Below are 24,367 nucleotides of genomic sequence, written 5' to 3' on the forward strand. Positions count from 1 at the left end.
TGGGCTCCTCCGTTGTTTAATAGTGAATGTCGAGCGGCCACAAAGGGGCTGCCGTTTCGGTTGATTTGAGAGTGGCGTAGCGGCCTTGCGAAAACACCAGCGGTGCCCGGTCAGGATCGTGGCGGAAGCGCTGTACGGCGGCGATGAACAGAAGGTGGTCGCCGCCCTCGTGGATCGCAAAGGGTTTGCATTCGAATGCCGCGGCAACGCCGTGGAAGACAGGCGCGTCGCCGTAGCCGCGCTCGAAACGCGTGCCCGACCACTTGTCTCCGAGCGAACGGGCGAAGCGGTTGGACAAATCGCGCTGTTTTTCACTCAGAACGTTGATCGCGTAACCGCCGGCCTTTTCCCACAGGGGAAGGCTCTTGGCGCGGCGATCGATACTGAACAGCACCAGCGGCGGATCCAGCGACAGGGTGTTGAACGAGGAGATGGTCATGCCGACAGCTTCCTCATCCACCGACGCGGTGACGATGCACACACCGGTGGGAAACTGTCCGAGGGCCTGGCGCAACTGGCGGGGATCGATCTGAGGTTCAGCCATTAGCGTTCTTCCTTGCCGGCATCGGTGAGATATTCGGAAAGCAGAGCTGCCCGTTCCGAGCTGGCGCGCAGGTCTCGCGCCATGCGGCGGACCATTTCGAACGTGTCTCCGGTCACCGGTTCGAACAGCAGATCGTTGATTTCCTGCTGCACCGGGGCAAGCTCTGTCAGGAGGGCGATGCCCTTGTCGGTGACGGTGAGATAGACGCGGCGAAGATCCTCGGGGTTGGGCCGCTTGGCCACCAGTCCGAGACGCACGAGGCGGGTCGTCTCGGTGGTGACGAAGGGCGGCGAAAAGGCGAGGTGCTCGGCAATCGCCTTGGCCCCGACGCCATTTTCGCCCTGCAGCTGCCGAATGGTGATGAGGATGGTGTACTGGACGCCCGAAAGACCGATGAAGCGGCCGAAGCGGGCGCGGATCTGTTCAAGGCGCGCCGCGAAGGCAAGCAGGTCATGCACCATGGCCCGGAATTCGGCATCGCTGCCATCGACGAGCAGATCCTCGCGGCTGACCGTCAGGCCGGGATCGAGATCAAGCTCAAGGTTGTGCAGATCAACGGGGCTATTTTTCATTCCTTAATTAATTAGTTTTCAAAACTAAATGTCAAGCGGTTTTTTTCTCGCTGCCGGCGTGCGGTTGCCCGGGGTGGCCGGATTGGCGCCAGGCAAAGTTGCTGCCTACGGGCTGTCAAATGCAGGTGCTATAAAGCTCAGAACGCCTTGATGATCAGCGATTGCGGCTCTGTCGGCGGCGTAGGGACCGGGCTGCCGGGTCGCTCGCGATCGGGAGGGCGGTCTGATATTTCACCTGTTTGAGAGCGAAGCTGGAGCGGATGTTCTCGACCCCCGGCGTTTTCGACAGGCGCTCCACGATCAGATGCTGCAGGGCGACGGTATCGGGGACCATGACTCGCAGGAGATAGTCGGAATCACCGGTCATCAGATAGCATTCCATCACCTCGGGAATGCGGTTCATCGCCGCCTCGAACGTCTCGAGGGCCGCCTCGGTCTGGCGCTCGAGCGTCACCTGAATGAAGATCGAGATGTAGGCCCCGACCTTTTCAGCATCGAGCAATGCGACATAGCTGGAGATGATGCCGGCGCGCTCCAGGGCGCGAACCCGCGCCAGGCACGGCGAAGGCGACAGGCCGACGCGCTCGGCCAATTCAAGATTGGTCAGGCGACCATCGCGCTGCAGCTCGTTGAGAATGCGCACATTGGTTTCATCAAATTCTACATTCGGCATATTATGTCCTCTTTTTTCTATTTTGCAGCATAATATGCGGAAAAAGCCGTGAAGCTCAACCGGTTCGGCAACACCTGCGGCGGCGGCTTTGCTAGGATGGCCTCAGACATCTGGCGGGAGGATTTATGAAGGCGCAGACACTCGGGCACTTGAAGGATATCGAACGGCAGATCCTGTGGCTTTCCGCCTGGATGGTGCATCATGCCAATGCCTTGCGCGAGAAGGACGCGATCAAGGTCGGCGGTCACCAGGCGTCCTGCGCCTCGATGGTGTCGATCATCACGGCCCTCTATTTCCATGCCCTGCGCGCCAGCGACCGGGTGGCGGTGAAGCCGCATGCCTCGCCGGTGTTTCATGCCATGCAATATCTGATGGGCAATCAGAGTCTCGACAAGCTGAAGAATTTTCGCGGGTTCGGCGGCGCGCAGTCCTATCCCTCGCGCACCAAAGATGTCGATGACGTCGATTTTTCCACAGGCTCGGTCGGACTTGGTGTGGCGATCACCGCCTTTGCCTCGATCATGCAGGACTATCTTTCTGAAAAGCCCTGGGCCGAAAAACCCTGGGGCGCGAAGTCCGGCGCGGCGAAAGGGCAGGGGTCCGGGATGGGGCGCATGGTGGCGCTGATCGGCGATGCTGAGCTGGATGAGGGCAATATCTACGAATGTTTGCAGGAAGGCTGGAAGCACGATCTGCGCAACACCTGGTGGGTGATCGATTACAACCGCCAGAGTCTCGACGGCGTGGTCCGCGAGGGGCTGTGGCAGCGGATCGAAGCGGTGTTCCGTTCGTTCGGATGGGACGTCGTGATGCTCAAGCACGGTGCCCTGCAGCGCGCCGCCTTTGCCGAGCCGGGCGGCGACAAGCTGCGCGAATGGATCGACAATTGCCCGAACCAGCTCTACGCGGCGCTGACCTTCCAGGGCGGCGCGAAATGGCGCGCGCGCCTGGAGGATGAGCTGGGCGACCAGGGGGAGTTCAGCGCCCTTCTGGCGCGCCGGACCGACAGTGAGTTGTCGGACCTGATGAACAATCTTGGCGGCCATTGTCTTCAAAGCCTGACGGATGCGTTCGACAGCATCGATCATGACCGGCCGACGGTCTTCCTGGCCTATACGATCAAGGGATGGGGCACGCCATTGGCGGGTCACAAGGACAATCATGCCGGACTGATGACGCCGGCGCAGATGGCCGCGTTCCAAGAGGCGATGGGTGTCAGTGAAGGCCGGGAATGGGAGCCGTTGTCGACTGTCGATGGCAATGGCGAGGCATTGCGCGCGTTCCTTGCCGAAGTGTCGTTCTTCCGCGACGGGCCGCGGCGGTATTCGGCACCCAAGGTGGCAGCCCCGGGGCCGGTGCTGCTCGACGACAGGGTGCTTTCGACCCAGGCCGGTTTCGGCAAGATTCTCGATGCGCTGAGCAAGGAAAAGACCGAGGTCGCCGATCATATCGTCACGGTGTCGCCGGATGTGACGGTGTCGACCAATCTCGGACCGTGGGTCAACCGGCGCGGCTGCTTTGCCCGCAACAGCCGGCCGGACACATTCCGCTCCGAGCAGGTGCCGTCGATGCAGAAATGGACCTTCTCTCCCGATGGCCAGCATATCGAACTGGGCATTGCCGAGATGAACCTGTTCCTGATGCTCGGTGCGGCCGGCTTGTCGCATTCGCTGTTTGGCAACCGGGTCCTGCCGATCGGCACGGTGTACGATCCCTTCGTGGCGCGCGGCCTCGATGCGCTGAATTATGCCTGCTACCAGGATGCGCGTTTCATGATCGTCGGCACGCCCTCGGGTGTCACGCTGGCGCCGGAGGGCGGCGCGCACCAGTCGATCGGCACGCCGCTGATCGGCATGAGCCAGGATGGGTTGGCGAGTTTCGAGCCGGCGTTTCTCGATGAATTGTCGGTGATCATGGACTGGGCGTTCGATTACATGCAGCGCGACGGCGAAGGCGAGCCCAATGAACGCACCTGGCTGCGCGACGAGACCGGGGGGTCGGTGTATCTGCGCCTGACGACGCGGCCGCTCGAACAACCAGTGCGGCGCGAGGATGCGGCCTTCCGCCAGGGCGTGATCGACGGCGCCTACTGGCTGCGTGAGCCGGGGCCGAATGCCGATGTCGTTCTGGCCTATCAGGGGACGGTCGGCCCGGAAGTCATCGCGGCAGCGGGCCAGCTGAGCGAATGGCGGCGCGATATCGGCGTGCTGGCAGTGACCTCCGCCGACCGGCTGAACGCCGGCTGGACGGCGGCGCAGCGGGCGCGGCGACGCGGCAATCAGGCGGCGCGCGGCCACATCGAGACCTTGCTGAGCGCCTTGCCGAACCACTGCACGCTGATCACGGTGATCGACGGACATCCGGCCACGCTTGCCTGGCTCGGGGCGGTTGGCGGGCACCGCACGGTGCCGCTGGGTGTCGAACATTTCGGCCAGACCGGCACGATTGCCGATCTGCATGCGCATTACGGCCTTGATACAGACAGCATCGTGCGCACCGTTGCCGGACTGACCGAAGGCCGGCGCATCTATGGTGATCGCGACGCGGCAGCTTTGGCGCCGATGGTTGAGCAAAGCTGACCGGACCCGGGCCTTGCAGCTGGCCTGATGCGGCGGGGCCGGATCAGGCGGCGCTTTCGGGGGCCTGCGGGTCGAGATGGGCGCGCATGCCGATGGCGCGCTCGGCAAAATACTGCACCTCGAGGAGCGTGCAGCCGGTCTCGGAGATCAGCGGCCCATGCGGGGTGTGTGGCGGGCGCAGCACATAGGCCGGCGCCGTGACGGTCGAGCCATCGGCCTTGGCGGTCAGTTCGCCCTCGAGGATAAAGACTTCCTCCCAGTAGTCATGGGAAAAGGGTTCGAACGTTTCTCCGCCCGGCTCGACGCGCACGCAACGTGTGCGAAACCCCTTCTGGCTCGATTCATCAAGTTCACCACTTAACGGCTTGATGAATATGCCTTTCAGGCCGGGCACCGGCTCCCAGCCTTCGGTCATGTCGAGTGCGAACATGGTGTTTCCTCCTGCGCTCAGTTTGAGGGTTCGCCCCCATCCCCGGCCAGCTCGTCGCGGAAGCGGGGATCAGCGATGGCGATGAGGCGCCGGGCGCGCTCGGCGAGAGACGCCTGGCGCAGGTCGGCGATGCCGTGTTCGGTGACGATGATACCGGCATCGGCACGCGGGATCGTGGCGGGACCGGCGAGCGAGCGGACGATACGGCTTTTGACGGAGCCATCGCGCAATGTGACGGTGGAGGGCAAGGCGAGAATGGCCTTGCCGCCTTTCGAGGCGGCGGCGCCGCGCGCGAAATCGAGCGCGCCGCCGATGGTGCCGACATAGCGCCGGCCGACCGTTTCCGTGTTGGCCTGACCGGAGAGATCGACCTCGATCGCCGAGTTGATGGCGGTGAAGCGCGGCAGGCGGGCGATTGTCTGCAGATTGTGAGTATAGCTGATCGGCCGCATGGCCAGTCCCGGATTGTCATTGGCAAAGGCGAGCAGCGCCGATGATCCGAGAAGGCCGCCGGTGACCGACAGCCCCTGATCGAACGGCTTTTTCGCGTTGGTGATCACGCCGGCGGTGATCAGGTCCATCGCCGCATCCGACAGGATACCTGCGTGCAGGCCAAGATCGCGGCGGTCGGCGAGCAGGCGGGCGACCGCTTCCGGCGTTGAACCGAGGCCGAATTGCAGCGTCGCGCCATCCTCGACCAGCGCCGCGACATGACCGGCGATGGCCTCGTCGAGTGGCGTGGCGGCAACCGGGTTCAGCGTTGCGGGCGGATAGTCGGTGGCAATCAGCAGATCGATGCTCGCCGGATCTATCGGCACATCGGAGCAGGGCGCCTGGGCATTGACCTCGGCGACCACCAGCCGCGCCCGCGGGATGAGATCGAGGAGATAGTCGCAGGAGGCGGCAAGACGGAAGCTGCCGCCCGGATGCCGGGCCAGTTGCAGGAGAAGCACATCGACGCGCTTGCCCAGAACGCCGGGCAGCTGCGAATAATGAAGCGGCAGGATGTCGAGCTTGCCGGCGGCGGCCAGGCGGCGATTGCCCGCCGTGGCGCAGAATGACGAAAACCGCACATGATCGGCAAAGGCCGGATCGGCGCTGCCTGCGAGCGAAATGCCGAGAAAGACCTCGAAATGGCCGATGCGCTGGCGCTGCTGCATCAGCTTGTCCGTCAGGGCCAGCGGCTCGCCGCAGGCCTGGCCCCAGACGACGTGATCACCCGGCTCGACGAGCCGGGCAAAATCGAGCGCTGCCAGGGTCAGGGTCTGTACCATCTTTCGCTGCCTACGGCCGTTCGAAGATGGCTGCCATGCCCTGACCGCCGCCAATACACATGGTCTCAAGCCCGAAGCGGGCGTCGCGGCGCTGCATTTCATGCAACAGCGTCGTCATCATGCGCACGCCGGTGGCGCCGATCGGGTGGCCGAGCGAAATGCCCGAGCCGTTGACATTGACCTTGCCCTGATCGACATCGCCCCAGCATTTGAGCACCGAGAGCACCTGGCAGGCAAACGCTTCATTGACCTCGATCAGGTCCATCTGGTCGAGCGTCATGCCGGTGCGCGCCATCACCTTCTCGGTGGCCGGAACCGGGCCAATGCCCATCTCGGCAGGCTCGCAGCCGGCGGCTGACCAGCCGACGAGAAAGGCGTTAGCGGTCAGGCCAAGAGCCTCAAGACGATCTTCGGCGACCACCAGACAGGCGGCGGCGGCATCGTTCTGCTGGGCAGCGTTGCCGGCGGTGACCGTGCCATCCTTCTGCAGTGGTCTGAGCTTGGCCAATGTCTCTGGCGTGGTGTCGGGGCGAATGCCCTCGTCCTTGTCGAAAAGAACCGGATCGCCACGCCGCTGCGGCACGGAGACCGGCACGACTTCCTCGGCCATGCGGCCATCGTCCCAGGCGGCCGCGGCGCGTTGCTGGCTGCGGGCGGCATAGGCGTCGGCGGCCTGGCGCGAGATGTCATATTTGCGGGCCAGCGTCTCGGCGGTCTCGATCATGCCGGAGATGTAGCCAAAACGGTGCTCGGGCTGCGAGCGCTCGCGGCCGCGGTCGAGGCGGTCGTACAGGGGCGGCGAGCCGGAGCGCGTGCCCCAGCGCATGCCGGTGGTGTAGTGCTCGATATTGCTCATCGATTCGACACCACCGGCGACGACGACATCACAGGCGCCGGTCTCGACCATCATCGCCGCCGTGGCGATCGACTGCAGGCCGCCGCCACATCGCCGATCAAGCTGCATGCCGGGCACCTCGACCGGCAGGCCGGCTTCCAGCGCCACCCAGCGACCGACGCAGGGGGTTTCGGAATTGGCATAGGACTGGGCGAAGACAACGTCCTCGATCAGGGCCGGATCAATGCCGGTGCGCTCGATGAGGGCGCGCAGCACGGTGGCGCCGAGATGCTCGACCGGAACACCCTTGAGAGCGCCGCCGAACCGGCCGACGGGGGTGCGTAGAGGGCTGATGATCGCGGCGCGGCGCATGGCAAATTCCTTGTTGTTGTGACCAGCATGCAGGTCCGGACGGGCAGTAAACTGTCAGATCGGGTCCCAAGAAAAGACGTCGGCGGACACTTCGAGCGGATGAAAGCTCGCCGACAGGGCCGGCATGGCCTGGCTGGCGATCTGCTCAGGGGTCCAGCCCTCGCTGTTGTGGACCGAGCGCACCGGGCGCGGCTGGCTGAACAGGAAGATCTCGTTGTTGCGCACGGCAAATATCTGCGCCGAGACGGTCTCGGCATCATCGGAGAGCAGATAGACGGCGAGCGGCGCGACTTTCGCCGGCGTCATCTGCTGCAGGCGGTCGACGCGTTCCTGCTGCTCGGGCGAATCCACCTTGATCGAGGAAATCATGCGGCTCCAGGCAAAGGGCGCGATGCAGTTGGAGCGCACGCCGAAGCGCTGCATGTCGAGGGCGATGGATTTCGACAGGCCGACAATGCCGAGCTTGGCGGCGGAATAGTTGGCCTGGGCGAGATTGCCGATCAGACCCGAGGTCGAGGTCATGTGCACCATGCTCCCCGATTGCTGCGCCTTGAAGATCGGCGCGGCGGCGCGGGAGACGTAATACGAGCCGTAAAGATGCACCTTGAGCACTGGGTCCCATTGCTCTTCAGTCATCTTGTGAAAGAAGGTATCGCGCAGAATTCCCGCATTGTTGACGATGCCGTCGAGGCGGCCATAGGTGTCCATCGCCGTCTCGACGATGCGTCCCGCTCCGGCGGCATCGGCGACGCTGTCGAGGCTAATCGTGGCGGTACCGCCGGCGTCGCGGATCTCCTGGGCCACGGTTTCGGCCGGTCCGCGATCCTCGCCTTCGCCGCTGAGACTGGCGCCGATGTCATTGACGATGACCCTGGCGCCGTGGGCGCCGGCCATCAGGGCAATGTCGCGGCCGATCCCGCCACCGGCACCGGTGACCAGGATGACCTTATCCTCAAGCATGGATGGACCTCTCATCAGCCTTCTCCTTTCAGAACCTGGCGGGCGATCAACAATTGCTGGATCTGGCTGGTGCCTTCATAGATGCGCATCAGGCGCACATCGCGGTAGAACCGCTCGACCGCATATTCACTCATGTAACCGGCGCCGCCATGCACCTGCACGGCGCGATCGGCGACGCGGCCGACCGCTTCGGTGGCAAAATATTTGGCGGCGGAAGCCTCGGTGCGCGCGGCGCCGTTGGCGTCGTAGATCGCCGCCGTTTCCTCGACCAGGGCCTTGGAGGCGCGATATTCGGTGTAGCTGTCGGCAATCATCGCCTGGATCAGCTGATATTCGGCGATCGCCTTGCCGAACTGCCGGCGTTCCTTGGCATAATTGACCATTTCGGTGATCAGGCGGTCGCAGGCGCCGGTGGCCAGCGCCGCGATATGAATGCGGCCGCGATCAAGAACGCGCATGGCGAGGCGAAAGCCGCGGCCGGGCTGATGGCCGATGATGGCACTGGCCGGGACACGGACATTGTCGAACATGACATCCGAGGTCGTGGTGCCGCGCTGTCCCATCTTGCGATCCTTCTTGCCGATCGTCACGCCGGGCGTGTCACGCGGCACGAGAAAGGCGGAGATCGCATCGGCACCGGGCTTGTCGGGTTCGCTGCGCGCCATGACGGTGAACAGGCCGGCGCGCTCGGCATTGGTGATGTAGCGCTTGGTGCCGGAAATCAGGTAATCGTCGCCGTCGCGCACGGCGCGGGTGGTCAGGTTGGCGGGATCGGAGCCGGTGTCCGGCTCGGTCAGCGCAAAGGCACAGATCAGTTCGCCGCTGGCCAGAGACGGCAGATATTGCTGCTTCTGCTCGTCGGTGCCCTCGAAGATCAGGCCGCGCGCACCGATGCCGATATTGGTGGCAAGCAGCGAGCGGAAGGCCAGGGCCGTGTGGCCAAAAATCTGGGCGATCTGGGTTTCCTGGCGGGCATTCAGACCGATGCCGCCATATTCGGGCGGAATGGTCAGGCCGAACAGGCCAAGCTGGCGCATTTCATCGACGATCTCCTCGGGAATCTCGTCATCGATTTCCAGGCGATGTTCATTGGGCACCAGCCGCTCGGTGACAAAGCGCTGGATCATGTCCCTGAGCTGGTTGAATGTGTCGTCGTCGACGGCGTCGCTCATGGTGCAGATACTCCGTTTTCGGGGGGCGCCGGGGGCGGGGGATTTTCAGGGGCCGCCGGGGGCGGGGACAAGGCGCCGAGGGTGCAGGTGCCTTCGACGGCGCGCTCCCCGGCTTCCATCTCGACAAAAATCTCGTAGGTGCGCGTGTCAGCGTCGCGCAGGTGACCGCCGGCGCGAATGCAGCTGCCGACCGGGACCGGCCGGACAAAGCGCACATCGACGGCAAGTTCGGCATTGTTGCCAAAAGTCTCTTCGATGGCCGTCACCAGCAAATTGAGGCTGAGCGTGCCATGTACGATCGGTCCGCCAAACGCCGTGCCGGCTGCGAAGTCCGGATCGAGATGGATCGGATTGAAGTCGGTGGTCAATTCGGCATAGGCCTGGGCCATCGCGGCGCTGGTGACAATCTGTCTGGCGATGATCGATTGCGGCAGAGGCGAATTGAGGGCGTGCGCCATAGTGTGTCTTTCGTCTGTTTTGCGTGCGGCGCATCGGCCGTCCGGTCTCTACCGCGCCCAGATGGTGCGAATTTCGCCGCGCAGAAGCATGTCCTCACCGGCTTTCACGGTGACCTCGAATGTCACCCAGCCGCGGCCCTTGCGCGTTGTCTTGTCGCCACAGGTGACATGCAAAGCCAGAGGCTCGTTAAGGCGGGCCGCGCGCGGACCGAAGGTCAATTTCTGGCTGGCGTGAATGTTGCCCGGGGGGCGAGGCTGGATGAGATCGAGATAGGCCTCCATCATGGCGGTGACGAGCAGGCCGCGCGGCACGGAATCTTCGCCGGCCTTGCCGTAAATCGCCTGCCAGCGTTCGAGCCGGGCACGGTCGAGCCGGATTGTTGTTTCACCGAAAGCGAGGCCGGGCGAAAAGCGCTCGAAGGTCCAGACCTCGTCCTGCGCTGGGGGGAGGGCTTGGCTTTCACTCATCATGGGCGCCTCGAAGGTGGGGCCGGCTCGGCACCGGCGGCGCGGCGCCCGGCCTGGCGGACGCCCTTGGAGACGCCGAACAGGGTTTCGCTGATCCAATCGGCCGAATCGCGCAGGTCGACGGCGAGACGTTCGACATCGCGGCGCTGCAACTGACCGGCAATATTGATGCCGCTGATCCCCAGCCGCGTCTTGCCTGTGCTGTCGGTGACGATGGCGGCGGCAATCTCGAGGCCGATGAACAACTGGCCGAAATCAAAGGCGAAGCCGTTCGACTTGGCGCGTTCGACATCCTCGAGATAGGCCTCGAAGGTCGGGGGCGATTGCCACTGGACGGTATCGAAGCGCTTCTTCAACTCTTTGCGGTCGAGATCGGCGAGTGCCGCATAGCAGCGCCCGACAGCGCCGACATAGGCCGGCAGCCGCGAGCCGAAGGACATGTCGACGCGAATCGTCTTGCCGGCCGAGACGCGATCGACGAGCAGGACGCGTTCGCTCTCGGTGATCTGCCACAGACAGATCAGGCTGTTGTGCCGGTCCGACAGGCGCTGCAATTCGGGACGGATGAGATCCACCTGGTTGACGCCGAGCAGCGGTACCGAGAACTCGAGCACGCCCGGGCCGATGCGATAGGACTTGTCGATCGGATCGAAATCCACCAGCCGCTCGCTGGCCAGCGTTCGCAGGATGTTGAAGCACGTGGAGACACTGACATTGGTGTTGCGCGCAATGGCTGCAACCCCCGCCGGCTCGCTCGCCTGGGCCAGCGATCGCAGGATCGAAACCGCGTTGGAGACGGCTCCAACCAATTTCGTCGCGGGGGCTTGATCGTCGGTGACACTCATGTATGAATGGCTTTCAGAAAAACGTGAATGGCATTCGCTATAGAGAATAGCTAGCACAGACGCAGCGGCTGTGTGAAGCCCCAAAGCAAGAAAAGCGGGACCGAGTACTTGTCGAACCACAGGGTTTCAGAGGCGGCTGAGCAAGCAGTATCGAGCGACGGGTCCGGTTCGGGCGCGCTTGGACTGGCGGGAATCAGAGTGCTCGATCTCGGCCGTTACATCGCTGCGCCCTATTGTGCGGCACTGCTTGCCGACCAGGGCGCGGAAGTCATCCGCATCGAGACGCCGGACGGGGCGCCGGATCGCAATGTCATGCCGATCGGCGTTGAAGACCGCGGCGCGCTGTATCTGCAGGTCAATCGCAACAAGAAGTCGCTGGCCCTTGATATTGCCAGCGAAGTTGGACGCGCGGCGTTCGAGAAACTGGTGGCGCAATCGGATGTGGTCATCGTCAACCTGCCGCCGGCAGCCCTGAAGAGGGCACGTCTTGACTATGACACGCTGCGCGCACTGCGCGAGGACATCATCTTAACGACGATCGCCGCCCTCGGCTTCGAGGGGCCGTCGAAGGACCGGATCGGCTTCGACGGTACGGGGCAGGCACTGAGCGGCGCCATGCATCTGACCGGCGACGGATCGCAGCCGATGCGGGCGGCGGTCTCCTATGTCGATTACAGTTCGGCGATGGCAGCGGCGTTTGCAACGGTTTCGGCGCTCTATGAACGCCAGCGGACCGGCAAGGGCCAGCATGTGCAGGCGTCGCTGCTCGGGACCGCGCTGACGATGATGAACCCGATGCTTATCGAGGAAGCGACGGGGGCCCGGCAGCGCCAGGCGCAGGCCAACCGCAGTCCGATCGCCGGACCTTCCGATCTTTTCGCGGCGCGTGACGGCTGGGTGATGGTGCAGGTGATCGGCGAGGGCATGTTCGCACGCTGGACGCGTCTGGTCGGACGCGAGGAGCTGACCGAGGATCCGCGTTTTCCTTCGGATCTGGCGCGCGGCGAGAATGGTGCCGCGCTGAGCGCGATCATGGCGGAATGGTGCGGCGAACGCAGCGTTTCCGAGTGTCTTTCGCAATGTGAGGCGGCGCGTATTCCGGCCTGTCCGGCTCTGTCGCCGGCCGGCGCATTGACAGCCCCCGAGAACGTCACGGGCGGGTTCTTCCGCAATGATGCCATCGACGGCGGCGTCGAGGTGCCGATTGCCGCCAGGGCGATTCGGACGCGGGCCGCATCGCAGACGCGGGGCCAGACGGCACCGCGGCTTGGTGCGCATTCGCAAGAGGTGCTGTCCGGACTTGGCTACGGTCCAGATGAAATTCGCAGGCTGGTGTCTGCACAACCAGCCCTTTGAGGGCTGTCAACCGGGCGGCGGGAACCGTCCGGCCAACGAGGAGGAAATGGAATGACAAAAGCCAATACCGTCAAGAGGCTTGCTCTCGGCGTCGCACTCGGGCTGATGGGCTCGGTGGCGATCGCCAGTGCGCAGGAAACGATCAAGCTCGGCCTGTCGGCCCCGCTTTCGGGTGGTGGTGCCATCTGGGGCAAGGGCTCGGTGTTCATGTGCAACCGGGCAGCCAGCGAAATCAATGAGGCTGGCGGCGTCAAGGTCGGTGACACCAGCTACAATTTCGAATGCGTCGCCTATGACAACAAGTACAATGCCGCCGAAGGCACCAAGGTCGCGCAGACGCTGCTCAATCGCGAAGGCGTCAAGTTCATCGGGGGCAGCCTCGGCACCGCGCCGGTGAAGGCGATGCAGTCTCTGACCGAGCGCCAGGGCGTTTTGTTGTTCACCACAGCCTGGGGTTCGAGCATCAAGGGTCCGAAGTACCCGCTCACCTTCACGCAGATGAACACACCGTTCGAAATTCTGCCGAACCTCATCCCCTATGTGAGCGAAGCGCATCCGGAGGCCAAGACGCTGGCGATGCTGAACCCGAACGATGCCTCGGGCCAGGAAACCGAAGAAGTCGCCAACAAGGTCTGGCAGGACACCGGTATCGAGATCCTGACCAGCGATTTCTATGAGCGCGGCACCACCGAGTTCCAGCCGATCGCCACGCGTCTTGCAGCGCTTGACCCCGACATCATCGATCTGGGTGGTTCGCCTCCCGCTGATGCCGGCGCCGTGTTTCGCGAACTCGATGCACTCGGCTGGGATGGCGTCAAGGTCGTCGAAGTGGGCACGGGCGCCGATGCGCTGAAGGCCACCGGCGGCGATGCGGTCGAGGGCGTGTATATGGGCGCTGCCGTGTCCTTTGCCGGCGACGACATCTCGGATCACCAGCGTGAGGTGAACGAGGAAGCCAAGGCGGATATCGGTGAATCGCTGAACGCCATCCATATCGGCTTCTACGATTCGGTCTATGCCCTGAAGGCGGCCATGGAGAAGGCGCAGAGCGTCGATCCGAAGGAAGTGGCAGAAGTGATGCCCGATGTCACCTTCCGCACCTTCTACGGCAGTGAAATCGGCTTTTACGGCGTGGATTCCTACGGTTCCAAGCAGCAGATGCAGCTGCCGGTGATCGTCACCCAGATTCAGGATGGCGAACTGGTCGAACTGGACCGAGTCGTCCCGTCCGGCAAGTAACGCCGGTACGTGTGAACTGAGAAAGCGACGCTGGCCATGCAAATCGCAATACAGCTCATTCTGACGAGCCTGCAGATCGGCGCCGTCTACATCCTGTTCTCGCTCGGCCTGACGATCATCTTTGGCGTCATGCGGATCGTGAACTTCGCCCACGGACATCTGTTCGCCGTGTCGGCTCTGGTTGTGGCTACGGTGGTCTCATGGCTTGCAGCACGGGGGTTTCCCGTGCTGCCTGCCTATCTGCTTGCGGTGGTGGCCGGCGTGGCCGTCTCGATGGCGTTGGGCTACGTCATGTACGTGTTCGGATTCAAGTATTTCCAACGCGACATGGTGGGGTCCTTCATCCTGTCGATCGGCCTGGTTCTGCTTCTGGACGGCATCCTTTTGGAAATTTTCGGCGGTGCCGTCCGTCCGGTGCCGGAAATTTTGCCCGGCAACGCCGAAATTCTCGGTGCTTCGGTGACCATCCAGCGCTTGTTCCTGTGCGCCATGGCGATACTCATTACCGCCATCCTGTACTGGGCGCTGACCAAGACGAAACTCGGCAAGGCGCTGCGCGCGGTCTCACTCGACCACGAAGCGGCGATGCTGCAGGGCGTGCCGTATAATCGCATGGCGCTTGCCGGCTTCATGATCGCCGCCGCTCTGGCGGCGCTCGCCGGAGCCCTGATCGCGCCGATTTCCATCGTCACGCCGGTCATCGGCGCCGACTATCTGATCAAGGGGTTCATTGCAGTGATCGTCGGCGGCCTGGGCAGCATTCCGGGCGCCATTCTCGGCGCGCTGTTCGTCGCGGCCATCGAAACTTTCGGCGGCTTTTATCTGGACCCGACATCCGCGACCATCGCCATCTTTGTCCTGGTGATCGTCGTCCTGCTCGTAAGACCGAAGGGGCTGCTCGGCCATGGGTGAGAATCTCAAGCTTCCATACTGGTTCTTCGGTATCGCCCTGGTGCTCGGCGCAACGCTGCTGGTCAGCGATCCCTATGTCGCGAGCGTCGTCAACATCGTGTCGATCGCCGCGCTGATCGCCGTCAGCCTGCGCTTCGTGATGCTGATCGGCGAGTTGAATTTCGCCACCGCCGCCTTTGTCGGCATCGGGGCGTATACGGCCGGATCGGCGATCACCATCCTCGAATGGCCGTTCCTGGTGGCGCTGGTGCTCGGGGGCATCGTCGCGGCGCTGGTCAGCATCGTGTTCGGCTATATCACGCTGCGCACCAAGGGACCCTATTTCCTGCTGATCGGCTTCGCCTTCACGGAGGCGGTGCGCATCGTCTATTCGAAAAGCATGGTGCTGGGTGGCAATTCCGGCATGGTCGGGATCTTTCCGCCGATCGCCTTCGATCCCTGGATGCCGACCTTCGTCATGGCGGTCGTGGCGCTGATGATCTTCGGGCTTTATCTGCTCGAGCGCTCCGACTTCGGAAAGATCCTGACCGCCATCCGCGACAATGAGGATGTGGCGCGGACGGTCGGGCTGAACATCCTGTTCGTCAAGATCGCCTGTTTTGCCATCGCCTCGTTCGCCGCCGGCATGGCCGGCAGCCTGCACGCGGTGACCAACAATGTCATCAGCCCCGGCGATTTCAGCTTCCTGCTGGCGGCCTTCGCGCTGGCCTATGTCAAGGTGGGCGGCGAAGACAACATCGTCGGTCCGCTGGTCGGCGCGGTCTTGCTGGTCGTTCTCGGCAGCTACGCGCTCGGCCTTGGCGGACACGAGCACATCTTCTATGGCGCCGCCGTCATCCTGGCGGTCCTGTTGATGCCCGAGGGAATCACCGGCCTGTTGCGGCGCGGCCGTGACCGGCTGATGGGGAAAGGCAAGCGACATGCAGCATGAGGGCAAGGAAGCGCTTCTGCGCACCGAGGGACTGACCCGCCGCTTCGGCGGTCTGGTGGCGGTCTCCGACGTCGATTTCGATATCCTTCCGGGAGAAATTCTCGGGCTGATCGGTCCGAACGGCGCCGGCAAGTCGACGACGTTCAATCTGATCAGCGGCTTTTACAAGCCGTCGGCGGGCAAGCTGACAGTGTTTGGCGAGAACTGCACCGGCAAGTCACCGCTGACCATCAGCCGCATGGGTCTGGTGCGCACCTTCCAGCATGGCAGCCTGATGCCGAGCATGAGCGTGCGCGACAATATCCTGCTCGGCACGATCCACGGGGTCCGCGGCGCCGGCAAGCGGCGCGAACGCGCCGCCGAGACCGCCGAGATGCTCGGTCTGACGCCGTATCTGAGCGAGGAGGCAGGTACCCTGCCGCATGGCATCCAGCGCCTGGTGTCGATCGGCATCGCCTTTGCCGCTCGGCCGCGCCTTTTGTGCCTTGACGAGCCGCTGACCGGCCTGAACCAGACGGAGGTTGCCAACACGCTGGCGGTGCTTGAAAAAATCCGCGACGAGCATGGCTGCTCGGTGCTCTTGGTCGAACACAATATGAAAGCCGTGATGAAGGTGTGCGACCGCATTGTCGTCCTGCATCACGGGCAGGTGCTGGCCTCCGGCACGCCTGCCGAGATCCGTGCCGATAAATCGGTCATCGAAGCCTATCTGGGGCACCGCCATGCAAACTGATCCTCTTCCTCTGAAAGTCAGCGGGCTTTCGGCGCGCTACGGTGTCGTGCCGGCGATCAACGCGATCGACATGGCGGTAGAGACGGGCCAGATCGTCACCATCATCGGCGCCAACGGCGCCGGCAAGTCGACGCTGATCAAGACGATCTGCGGGCTGGTGGCGCCGACCGCCGGGCGCGTTGAACTGTTCGGCGAGGATGTGACCGGTCAGGCGCCCGACAAGCTGGTGGCCAAGGGGCTTTCCGTCGTGCCCGAGGGGCGGCGCCTGTTTGGCGAGATGACGCTCCTGGAAAACCTCGAAATGGGCGCCTTCTCTCGCAACGACGCCAAGGCGGTGCGCGCCGATCTCGAGCGGGTGCTCGATCTGTTTCCCGAACTGCGTGATCGGCTGTCGACGCAGGCATCGACCTTCAGCGGCGGTCAGCAGCAGATGATCGCCGTGGCGCGCGCTCTGATGAGCGCGCCGAAAATGCTGCTGCTCGACGAGCCGACGATCGGACTGGCGCCGGCGATCGTCGACCGGATTGCCGAACTGGTGACGACGATTGCCGCCAGCGGTGTCAACATCCTGCTGGTCGAACAGAATGCCGAGACGGCGCTCGATGTGGCCGATTACGGCTATATTCTCGAAGGCGGCGCAATCGTGAGCAGCGACAAGGCAAGCATTCTGGCGGAAAGCGAAGAGGTGCAGCGCGCCTATCTGGGAATCTGAGCATGGCCCTTGATGCAGACAATATCTGGCAGCCGACCTCCGGCTATATCGACAACGCCCAGGTGACGGCGCTGGCGAAGCGCCTTGGCGTTGCGGATTTCGAAGCGCTGTACGATTTCTCGCTTGAGCAGCCGGAAGCCTATTGGCGCGAGATCGTCGATTTCTGCGGCGTGCGTTTCAGCAAGGACTATCAGCGTTATTGCGATGTCTCCCGCGGCGCCCCTTTTCCCTCGTGGTTTGTCGGCGGCGAACTGAACTGGGTCGACATGGTGCTCGACAATGCGGAGGCGCGCGAGCGCACCGCCATTGTCGGCGAGAGCGAGAGCGGCGCCTGCCGCAGCGTGACCTATGGCGAACTCGGTGACGAGGTACGCGCCTTCGCCGCTGGCCTGAAGTCGCTGGGGCTGAAACGCGGCGATCGCATCGGGCTCTTGATGGAAAACGGCATCGAGGCCTCGGTGTCGCTGCTGGCCATTGCCTATATCGGTGCCATCGTGGTGCCGCTGTTCAGCGGCTTTGGCAGCGACGCGATCGTCTCGCGCCTGAAGCCCTGCGGCGCGCGGGCGCTGATCACCACAACCGGGTTCCAGCGGCGCGGCCGCTTCGTGGCGACCGCCGAGACGCTTGCGGCGGTGCAAGAGGACCTGAATGGTCTGGAGTTTCTCATTCTCAAGCGGTCCGCCGACGATCCTTCCGCGCCTGGCGACACGCCGCCAGGCAGTGTCGACTGGCACAGCCTGGCGCAGACGTCGGACGATGCCGGAGCGTCGGAACGCATGTCGCCGGATGACCCCTTCATGGTCATCTTCACCTCGGGAACCACCGGCAAGCCGAAGGGCGCGGTGCATGTGCATGGCGGTTTCCCGGTGAAGATCGCGCATGATTCGGCGGTGCATTTCGACGTCGGGCCGGGCGACGTGTTCTGCTGGCCCGCCGATATGGGCTGGATCGCCGGAGCGCTGATCCTGTCGGCGGCGCTGCTGCGCGGTGCGACGCTGGTGTGCTATGACGGGGCGCCGGATTATCCGGACTGGTCGCGCATGGGCAAGCTGGTCGCGCGGCACAAGGCGACGCATTTCGGCTCGGCGCCGACGCTGATCCGCGGCCTGGCGGCGCACCAGGACATCGCCACCAGCGCCGATCTGTCGCGCCTGAAGATCCTGATCACCGCCGGCGAGGCCATCGCGCCGGAGCATTTTGTCTGGTTCGAGAAACATTTCGGGCGCGGCGAATGCCCGCTGATCAACTACACGGGGGGCACGGAAGTGTCGGGCGGGCTGCTCTCCAGTGTCGTCACCAAGCCGATCGTGCCGGGCGGATTCAATGCGCGCTCGCCGGGCGTGGCTGTCGATGTGGTCGACCCGAGCGGTGCTTCGGTGACCGGAACGATCGGCGAACTGGCAATCCGGGCGCCGTTCACCGGGATGACGGCGGCGTTCTGGCAGGACGAGGAGCGCTATCTCGAGACCTATTGGCAGACGGTGCCGGGGATCTGGATCCACGGCGATCTGGCCATGCGGACCGAGGACGGTCACTATTTCATGCTCGGACGTTCCGACGACACGATCAAGGTGGCCGGCAAACGCGTCGGCCCCGGCGAGGTCGAGGAAATCCTGGTGGAGATCGACGGCGTCGTCGAAGCGGCGGTGATCGGTGCCGAGGACGCGACGAAAGGGCAGGCGATCGTCGCCTTCATCACTTGCGAAGGCGCGCGCGAGGACATCCGGGAGCTGGCGGCGGCGCGCATTCAGGAGCGGCTCGGGCGGCCGTTCAAGCCGCGCGCCATCTATATTGTCGATCAGCTGCCCAAGACACGCAGCTCAAAGATCATGCGGCGGGTCATCCGCAGCGTCTATTCCGGCCAGCCGCCGGGGGATCTGTCGTCGCTGGTCAATCCGGAAGCGATCGATGACATCGCCAAGACAATCGAGATGGCATAGGAGGCGCGCATGGATCTGAAGCTGAGCGGCAAGACGGTGGTGATAACCGGTGCCTCGCAGGGCATCGGCGAAGGACTGGCCGAGGTGTTTGCCGAGGAAGGCTGCAAGCTGCATCTGGTGGCCCGCTCGCGGGACAAGCTGGCGGCGCTGGCCGAACGGTTGCAGGGCAGTCATGGCGTTGAGGTGATCACCCAGGAGCAGGATATCGCAGCGCCCGACGCGGCGCAGGCGATCATCGAGGCGGCGGGACAGATCGATGTGCTGGTTAACAATGCCGGCGCGATCCCCGGCGGCGATCTCTGGCAGGTCGACGGTGAGGCCTGGCGCAAGGGCTGGGAGGTCAAGGTCTTTGGCTATATCGACCTGTGCCGGGCCGTCTATCCGCGCATGAAGGAGGCGGGCGGCGGCGTCATCCTGAACAATATCGGCAATGGCGGCGAGAATTTCGATTTCCGCTATATCGCCGGCTCGACCGGCAATGCGGCGCTGATGGGCTTCAGCCGGGCGCTCGGCGGACGCAGCCTCGACGACAAAATCCGGGTGCTCGGCATCAATCCGGGACCGGTTGCCACGGATCGTATCGTCAACATCATGAAAAAGCGCGCCATCGAACAATGGGACGATGAAAGCCGCTATACGGAACTTCTCGAAGCCTATCCGCTCGGACGCGCCGCATCGGTGCGCGAGGTCGCCGATCTGTTCGCCTTCCTGGCGTCTCCGCGCTCGAGCTACACGTCCGGCACAATCATCACCATCGATGGCGGGTTGACGTCGCGCCGCTCGATCTGACCCACTCGCAGACCTGGAGCCCTTCATGACCGAGCAAGCCTATGCGCCTTTCAAGTCGATCCTGGTCGATCGCCCGGCTGACGGCGTGTTGCGTCTGACGCTCAACCGTCCGGATCGTCTGAATGCCCTCGATGCCGACGGCCACCGGGAACTGGCCGATATCTGGCGTGTCGTCGACCGCGATGCGGACACGCGCGCCGTCCTCCTGTGCGGCAAGGGCAAGGCGTTCTCGGCGGGTGGCGATTTCGCGGTCGTCGACAAGCTGACGCAGAGTTTCGAGGAACGCGCCAATATGTGGCGCGAGGCACGCGATCTCGTCTACAACATCATCAATTGCTCAAAGCCGATCGTCTCGGCGATCAATGGCTCGGCGGTCGGTGCGGGGCTTGCCGCGGCGCTGGTCTCGGATATTCCGATCGCTACCCGCAAGGCCAAGCTGGTGGACGGGCACGTGCGGCTCGGGGTGGCGGCCGGCGACCATGCGGCGATCATCTGGCCGCTTTTATGCGGCATGGCGAAAGCAAAATATCATCTTTTGCTCAACGAGCCGGTGACCGGCGAAATGGCGGAGCGGCTCGGCATCGTGGCGCTGGCGGTCGAGGATGACGAGCTCGAATCCAAGTCGCTGGAGGTGGCCACGCGCCTGGCCGAAGGCGCGCCCGCGGCGATCAGCTGGACGAAATACGCCCTGAACAACTGGCTGCGCATGGCCGGTCCGACCTTCGATACGTCGCTGGCATTGGAAATGCTCGGATTCTCCGGTGACGATCCGCGCGAAGGACTGGCTTCGTTCAGCGAGAAGCGGCCGCCGAATTTTCCGAAAAAAGCGCCGTTCTGAGCCGATGACCGAGAGCCCGTACCGCCGTCTGTTCACGCCGTTCGAGCTTGGTCATGTGACCTTGCGCAACCGCATCGCGATGATGCCGCATGCGGTGATGTTCGGCGCCGGCTACGGGTCGGCGATCGAGCGCACCATGGCCTACCATGTCGAGCGGGCGAAGGGCGGCGCCGCCCTGATCATCATGTCGAATTTCCTGATGCCGGATTCATGGCGGCGGCAGGGCAGCTGGGGCGGCGCACTGGAGACGACGCCGTTCGGCGGTCTCGATCTGGCCAATGATTTCTCCCTGCAGCCGCACTACCGCCAGATGATCAGCGATATCAAGGCGCAAGGCGCGCATTTTGTCTCACAGCTGAATGCCAGCGGACGGCAATTGCGCTCACCCGGCACGACGCAGTTCTCGCTGCCGCTGTTTGCGCCATCGCCGCTGCCATGCCCGCGCACCGGCGAAATCCCCAAGGAAATGGACCACGGCGATATTGCCGAATATATCGAGACGATGGTCGACGCGGCGCGCAATCTGCAGGAAGCGGGCGCGGCCGGTGTCGAACTGTTTGCGGCGCAGGGCTACCTGCTGCATGAATTCCTGTCGCCGGCCACCAACAAGCGCAGCGATGCGTACGGCGGCAATCTCGACAACCGCATGCGGTTTCTCAGCGAAACCCTGGCGGCGGTGCGCAAGGCGGCGGGCAGCGATTTCCTGATCGGCGTGCGCATGAACAGTGTCGATGACGTGCCGGGCGGCTTGCAGATCGAGGATTCGATCGAGATTGCCACGCGGCTGCGCGATCAGGGCGCCAGCTATGTCAATGTCAGCGGTCTGACGTCGCTGCATTATCCGGGCTGGATATCCGACATTTCGGCGCCGGAAGCGCAATTTGCCTCCTATGCCGGGCAGATCAGGGAGGCTGCTGCCGGTCTGCCGGTCTGCGTGAGTTCGCGCATTGCGACGCCCGAGGATGCCGAGGCGGTGCTGGCTGCCGGCCAGGCCGACTTCATCGGCATGGCGCGCGCCCTGATTTCGGATCCGGAACTGCCGGTGAAGGCCGAGCGTGGCGACCGGGCGGCGATCCGCATCTGCACCTATTCCAACCAGACCTGCATTGTCGGTCTCGACCGGGGGCGCGGTGTCGGCTGCATCCACAATCCGGCGGTCGGACGCGAAGCGCAGATCGGCATCGGATCGATGCGGCCAGCGCAAACAGCGCGGAAGGTCGCGGTGATCGGTGGCGGCCCGGCGGGAATGGCGGCGGCACGCGTGGCGGCCGAGCGCGGCCATCAGGTCGTGGTGTTCGAAAGGAACGCAGCGCTCGGTGGCCAGAACCTGATGACGGCGTCGGTGACGTCACGGCGCGGCTATGCCGAGATTCACCTGTGGCAGGAGGAAATGCTCCGGCGCGCCGGGGTCGAGATCCGGCTTGGGCAAGACGCCGATGCGGCAGGGATTGCCGGGGCGGGTTTCGAGACCGCGATCATTGCCACCGGCTCGGTGCCGCGCCGCGATGGCTACACGTCGCTCAGGCCCGGCGCCGCGGGGATAGGTGGTGCCGATGACGCGCGTGTGCACACGGTTTTCGATGTCTTCGAGCGGCCGGAATTGTTTGCCGGAGACGTGGTGGTCATCGAGGATGATCCGCATCTGTCCGGCACGGCGGCGGCGGAGAAGCTTGCCGGGAGAGGCTGCCGGGTGACAATCATCACGCCGCACATGCATGCGGGAGCCGATCTGCCGGTGCACCATGCGCCGCATCTGTACCGGCGTCTGGCGTCGCTCGGCATCGCCACCATGGCCTCCACCTTCGTCACGGCGGTGACCGAAGACGGGCTCGAATGCGAAGACCGCTTCGGTGGCGGGACGCATTTCAGGGCGCATGGCGGCCCAGTGGTGCTGGCGATGGGCAATGTGGCGCAAAACAGCATGGCGGCAGACTGCGAAGCGCTGGGCCTTGAGACCTTCATCATTGGCGATGCGCTGGCGCCGCGGCAGGCGGATGTGGCGATCGTCGATGGCGAACGCGCCGGATGGATGATCGGGGAGGAGAGATAAATGGCAAGACTTGCGGGCAAGGTGGCGTTCATCACCGGGGCGGCAGGCGGTATCGGCCGGGCGGTGTGCCGGCGCTATATCGAGGAGGGGGCGCGCATCGTGGCGGCCGACATCAGCGCCGACAGCGTCGAGGAAACGCTGGCGGAAGCCGAGGCCGGCGACAACGGTCTCGGTCTCGTCTGTGACATCACCGACCCGGACAGCGTCAAGGCGGGCATCGCGCGCACCATTGAGCGCTTCGGGCGGCTCGATACGCTGTGCAACATTGCCGGCGGCTCGAGCCGGGCGGACGGGCGGGTGACCGAGGCGCCGGACGAGGAGTTCTGGCGGGTGATCAAGCTTGATCTGTACGGCACCTTCCTGTGCTGCAAATACGCCATTCCGGAGATCGCCAGGGCCGGTGGCGGATCGGTGATCAACATGTCCTCGATGGCGGCGCTGATGGCGCTGACCGAGCGCGATTGCTATACGGCGGCGAAGGGGGGCGTTGCGTCGATGACCCGCTCGATGGCGGTGGAATACGCACCGGACCGGATCCGCGTCAACGCCATCGCGCCGGGCCTGGTGCTGACGCCGCGGGCCGAGCGCATCATGGCCGAGCGCGAGGAAATCCGGCTTCTGGCCGACATTCACCTGCTCGGCCCGTGCCAGCCGATCGATATTGCCGAGATGGCGGTGTATCTGGCTGCCGAGGAATCCCGCGTCGTCACCGGCCAGGTGCTGTCGGTGGATTCCGGGGTGACCATTCACGGAGGCGCGCAATGAGCGTTAAAAGCGTTGCGGTGATCGGCGTCGGCGCCATGGGCGCGCCGATGGCGATGAACATCCACGCGGCCGGTTTCACGCTGACGGTGTGCGATCGAAGCCCAGAAGCATTGGCGCCATTTTCGGAAAAAGGGATTGCCACCACCGACAGTGCCGCCGCCTGCGCAAATTGCGATGTCGTGATCATACTCGTTGCGACGCCTGATCAGGCACGCTCCGTGCTGTTCGGGGAGGGCGGGGTGATATCCGGCCTGGGCGATGCCAAGCCGATGATCGTGCTGATGGGCACGCTTGCCCCCGATTCGATGCAGGACTTCGCGCGCCAGATCGAGCCCTACGGGCTGGCGATCATCGATGCGCCGATCAGTGGCGGCGTCGTCAAGGCCCGCGAGGGAACGCTGGCGATCATCATGGGCGGAGCGCGAGAGGACTGCGATGCGGTGCGGCCACTGATGCAGGCGATGGGCGAGAAGATCTTCTATTGCGGAGCGCTGGGATCCGGGCAGGCGACGAAGATCGTCAACAATCTGGTCGGGATCTCGATCCTGATGACCGCTGCGGAAGCCTATCGCATCGGGCTCGACAACGGGCTGTTCCTGCCCGAAGCGATGGAGGTGTTCGAGGCCGGCACCGGGCGCAATTTCCTGACCGCCGGGCCGAATGATGCGGCCGAAGCCTACACGGCGTGGGCGTCAACGCGCCGCGACTTCGATTCGCTGCAATCGATCCTGCGCAAGGACATCGACCTCGCCTTGTCGATCGGCGAGAACTCCGGACCGCTGCCGATGACGCATGCGCTGAAAAAGATGCTGGCCGGTGTCGGCGACGAAACCTATGAGACCTGGAGCGTGGTGGCCGGCGCAGATCGCAAGAGCTGACTTGTCGTGCCGGACCTAGCGACAGACCAGATGGGCACCGCC

General features: G+C 64.1%; 24 protein-coding genes. 13 read left to right on the forward strand and 11 right to left on the reverse strand.

All coding sequences use genetic code 11. The annotated features are described in order from the left end of the window. Positions 1–16: 16 nt before the first annotated feature. From KY465_RS12840 to KY465_RS12850, 3 genes are all read right to left on the reverse strand, one after another. Entirely contained in the window at positions 17–544 is a 528-nt protein-coding gene (locus KY465_RS12840; protein WP_255561654.1) for a flavin reductase family protein, read from the reverse strand. Continuing rightward, positions 544–1,116: a MarR family winged helix-turn-helix transcriptional regulator gene (locus KY465_RS12845; RefSeq protein WP_219202094.1), complete on the reverse strand. Its 573-nt coding sequence runs from the start codon at positions 1,114–1,116 to the stop codon at positions 544–546. The genes KY465_RS12840 and KY465_RS12845 overlap by 1 nt, the downstream gene beginning before the upstream one ends. 154 nt (positions 1,117–1,270) lie before the next feature. Continuing rightward, entirely contained in the window at positions 1,271–1,789 is a 519-nt protein-coding gene (locus KY465_RS12850; protein ID WP_219202095.1) for an Lrp/AsnC family transcriptional regulator, read from the reverse strand. 125 nt (positions 1,790–1,914) lie between these two features. On the opposite strand from KY465_RS12850, the gene KY465_RS12855 reads away from it, so the two are divergent. Continuing rightward, entirely contained in the window at positions 1,915–4,368 is a 2,454-nt protein-coding gene (locus KY465_RS12855) for a transketolase-like TK C-terminal-containing protein (protein WP_219202096.1), read from the forward strand. A 43-nt stretch (positions 4,369–4,411) separates the two neighbouring features. On the opposite strand, the gene KY465_RS12860 is transcribed toward KY465_RS12855, so the two are convergent. The 8 genes from KY465_RS12860 to KY465_RS12895 are packed head-to-tail and all read right to left on the reverse strand — an operon-like array spanning position 4,412 to position 11,182. Further along, complete coding sequence (locus KY465_RS12860) at positions 4,412–4,798, reverse strand: cupin domain-containing protein (protein WP_219202097.1); 387 nt, start codon at positions 4,796–4,798, stop codon at positions 4,412–4,414. 17 nt (positions 4,799–4,815) lie between these two features. Then, the gene (locus KY465_RS12865) at positions 4,816–6,072 is read right to left on the reverse strand and encodes an acetyl-CoA hydrolase/transferase family protein (RefSeq protein ID WP_219202098.1); all 1,257 of its coding nucleotides are present in this window, start codon (positions 6,070–6,072) and stop codon (positions 4,816–4,818) included. A gap of 10 nt (positions 6,073–6,082) precedes the next feature. Beyond that, positions 6,083–7,279: an acetyl-CoA C-acetyltransferase gene (locus KY465_RS12870; RefSeq protein ID WP_219202099.1), complete on the reverse strand. Its 1,197-nt coding sequence runs from the start codon at positions 7,277–7,279 to the stop codon at positions 6,083–6,085. Between the two features lie 54 nt (positions 7,280–7,333). Next, entirely contained in the window at positions 7,334–8,254 is a 921-nt protein-coding gene (locus KY465_RS12875) for an SDR family NAD(P)-dependent oxidoreductase (protein ID WP_255561655.1), read from the reverse strand. Then, positions 8,254–9,411 carry an acyl-CoA dehydrogenase family protein gene (locus KY465_RS12880; protein ID WP_219202100.1) on the reverse strand — a complete coding sequence of 386 codons (1,158 nt, stop codon included), beginning with the start codon at positions 9,409–9,411 and terminating at the stop codon, positions 8,254–8,256. The genes KY465_RS12875 and KY465_RS12880 overlap by 1 nt, the downstream gene beginning before the upstream one ends. After that, entirely contained in the window at positions 9,408–9,869 is a 462-nt protein-coding gene (locus KY465_RS12885) for a MaoC family dehydratase (RefSeq protein WP_219202101.1), read from the reverse strand. Before KY465_RS12885 ends, KY465_RS12880 begins: the two co-directional genes overlap by 4 nt. A gap of 48 nt (positions 9,870–9,917) precedes the next feature. Beyond that, complete coding sequence (locus tag KY465_RS12890; protein ID WP_219202102.1) at positions 9,918–10,337, reverse strand: hotdog family protein; 420 nt, start codon at positions 10,335–10,337, stop codon at positions 9,918–9,920. After that, entirely contained in the window at positions 10,337–11,182 is an 846-nt protein-coding gene (locus tag KY465_RS12895) for an IclR family transcriptional regulator (protein WP_219202103.1), read from the reverse strand. The genes KY465_RS12890 and KY465_RS12895 overlap by 1 nt, the downstream gene beginning before the upstream one ends. Positions 11,183–11,290: 108 nt before the next feature. On the opposite strand from KY465_RS12895, the gene KY465_RS12900 reads away from it, so the two are divergent. The 12 genes from KY465_RS12900 to KY465_RS18805 are packed head-to-tail and all read left to right on the forward strand — an operon-like array spanning position 11,291 to position 24,325. Beyond that, positions 11,291–12,538 (forward strand): CaiB/BaiF CoA transferase family protein, encoded by a 1,248-nt coding sequence (locus KY465_RS12900; protein WP_219202104.1) that lies wholly within the window; start codon positions 11,291–11,293, stop codon positions 12,536–12,538. A gap of 51 nt (positions 12,539–12,589) precedes the next feature. After that, positions 12,590–13,777 carry an ABC transporter substrate-binding protein gene (locus KY465_RS12905; RefSeq protein ID WP_219202105.1) on the forward strand — a complete coding sequence of 396 codons (1,188 nt, stop codon included), beginning with the start codon at positions 12,590–12,592 and terminating at the stop codon, positions 13,775–13,777. A gap of 36 nt (positions 13,778–13,813) precedes the next feature. Next, positions 13,814–14,689, forward strand: a complete 876-nt coding sequence (locus KY465_RS12910) for a branched-chain amino acid ABC transporter permease (RefSeq protein ID WP_219202106.1) — start codon at positions 13,814–13,816, stop codon at positions 14,687–14,689. Then, on the forward strand, positions 14,682–15,620 hold the full coding sequence (locus KY465_RS12915) for a branched-chain amino acid ABC transporter permease (protein WP_219202107.1): 939 nt from the start codon (positions 14,682–14,684) through the stop codon (positions 15,618–15,620). The genes KY465_RS12910 and KY465_RS12915 overlap by 8 nt, the downstream gene beginning before the upstream one ends. Beyond that, positions 15,610–16,353 (forward strand): ABC transporter ATP-binding protein, encoded by a 744-nt coding sequence (locus tag KY465_RS12920; RefSeq protein WP_219202108.1) that lies wholly within the window; start codon positions 15,610–15,612, stop codon positions 16,351–16,353. Before KY465_RS12915 ends, KY465_RS12920 begins: the two co-directional genes overlap by 11 nt. After that, a complete protein-coding gene (locus KY465_RS12925) occupies positions 16,343–17,065 on the forward strand; it encodes an ABC transporter ATP-binding protein (RefSeq protein ID WP_219202109.1) in 723 nt (240 codons plus the stop codon). Before KY465_RS12920 ends, KY465_RS12925 begins: the two co-directional genes overlap by 11 nt. Positions 17,066–17,067: 2 nt before the next feature. Next, on the forward strand, positions 17,068–19,005 hold the full coding sequence (locus tag KY465_RS12930; RefSeq protein WP_219202110.1) for an AMP-binding protein: 1,938 nt from the start codon (positions 17,068–17,070) through the stop codon (positions 19,003–19,005). 9 nt (positions 19,006–19,014) lie between these two features. Further along, positions 19,015–19,794 carry an SDR family oxidoreductase gene (locus KY465_RS12935; RefSeq protein WP_219202111.1) on the forward strand — a complete coding sequence of 260 codons (780 nt, stop codon included), beginning with the start codon at positions 19,015–19,017 and terminating at the stop codon, positions 19,792–19,794. A 25-nt stretch (positions 19,795–19,819) separates the two neighbouring features. Continuing rightward, positions 19,820–20,632: an enoyl-CoA hydratase/isomerase family protein gene (locus KY465_RS12940; protein WP_219202112.1), complete on the forward strand. Its 813-nt coding sequence runs from the start codon at positions 19,820–19,822 to the stop codon at positions 20,630–20,632. 4 nt (positions 20,633–20,636) lie between these two features. After that, positions 20,637–22,682 carry an oxidoreductase gene (locus KY465_RS12945; RefSeq protein WP_219202113.1) on the forward strand — a complete coding sequence of 682 codons (2,046 nt, stop codon included), beginning with the start codon at positions 20,637–20,639 and terminating at the stop codon, positions 22,680–22,682. Continuing rightward, positions 22,683–23,447 carry an SDR family NAD(P)-dependent oxidoreductase gene (locus tag KY465_RS12950; protein WP_219202114.1) on the forward strand — a complete coding sequence of 255 codons (765 nt, stop codon included), beginning with the start codon at positions 22,683–22,685 and terminating at the stop codon, positions 23,445–23,447. Beyond that, positions 23,378–24,325 carry an NAD(P)-dependent oxidoreductase gene (locus KY465_RS18805; RefSeq protein ID WP_346432649.1) on the forward strand — a complete coding sequence of 316 codons (948 nt, stop codon included), beginning with the start codon at positions 23,378–23,380 and terminating at the stop codon, positions 24,323–24,325. The genes KY465_RS12950 and KY465_RS18805 overlap by 70 nt, the downstream gene beginning before the upstream one ends. The last annotated feature ends 42 nt before the right edge of the window (positions 24,326–24,367 follow it).

Source organism: Neohoeflea coraliihabitans (assembly GCF_019334345.1).
Classification (GTDB): domain Bacteria; phylum Pseudomonadota; class Alphaproteobacteria; order Rhizobiales; family Rhizobiaceae; genus Pseudohoeflea; species Pseudohoeflea coraliihabitans.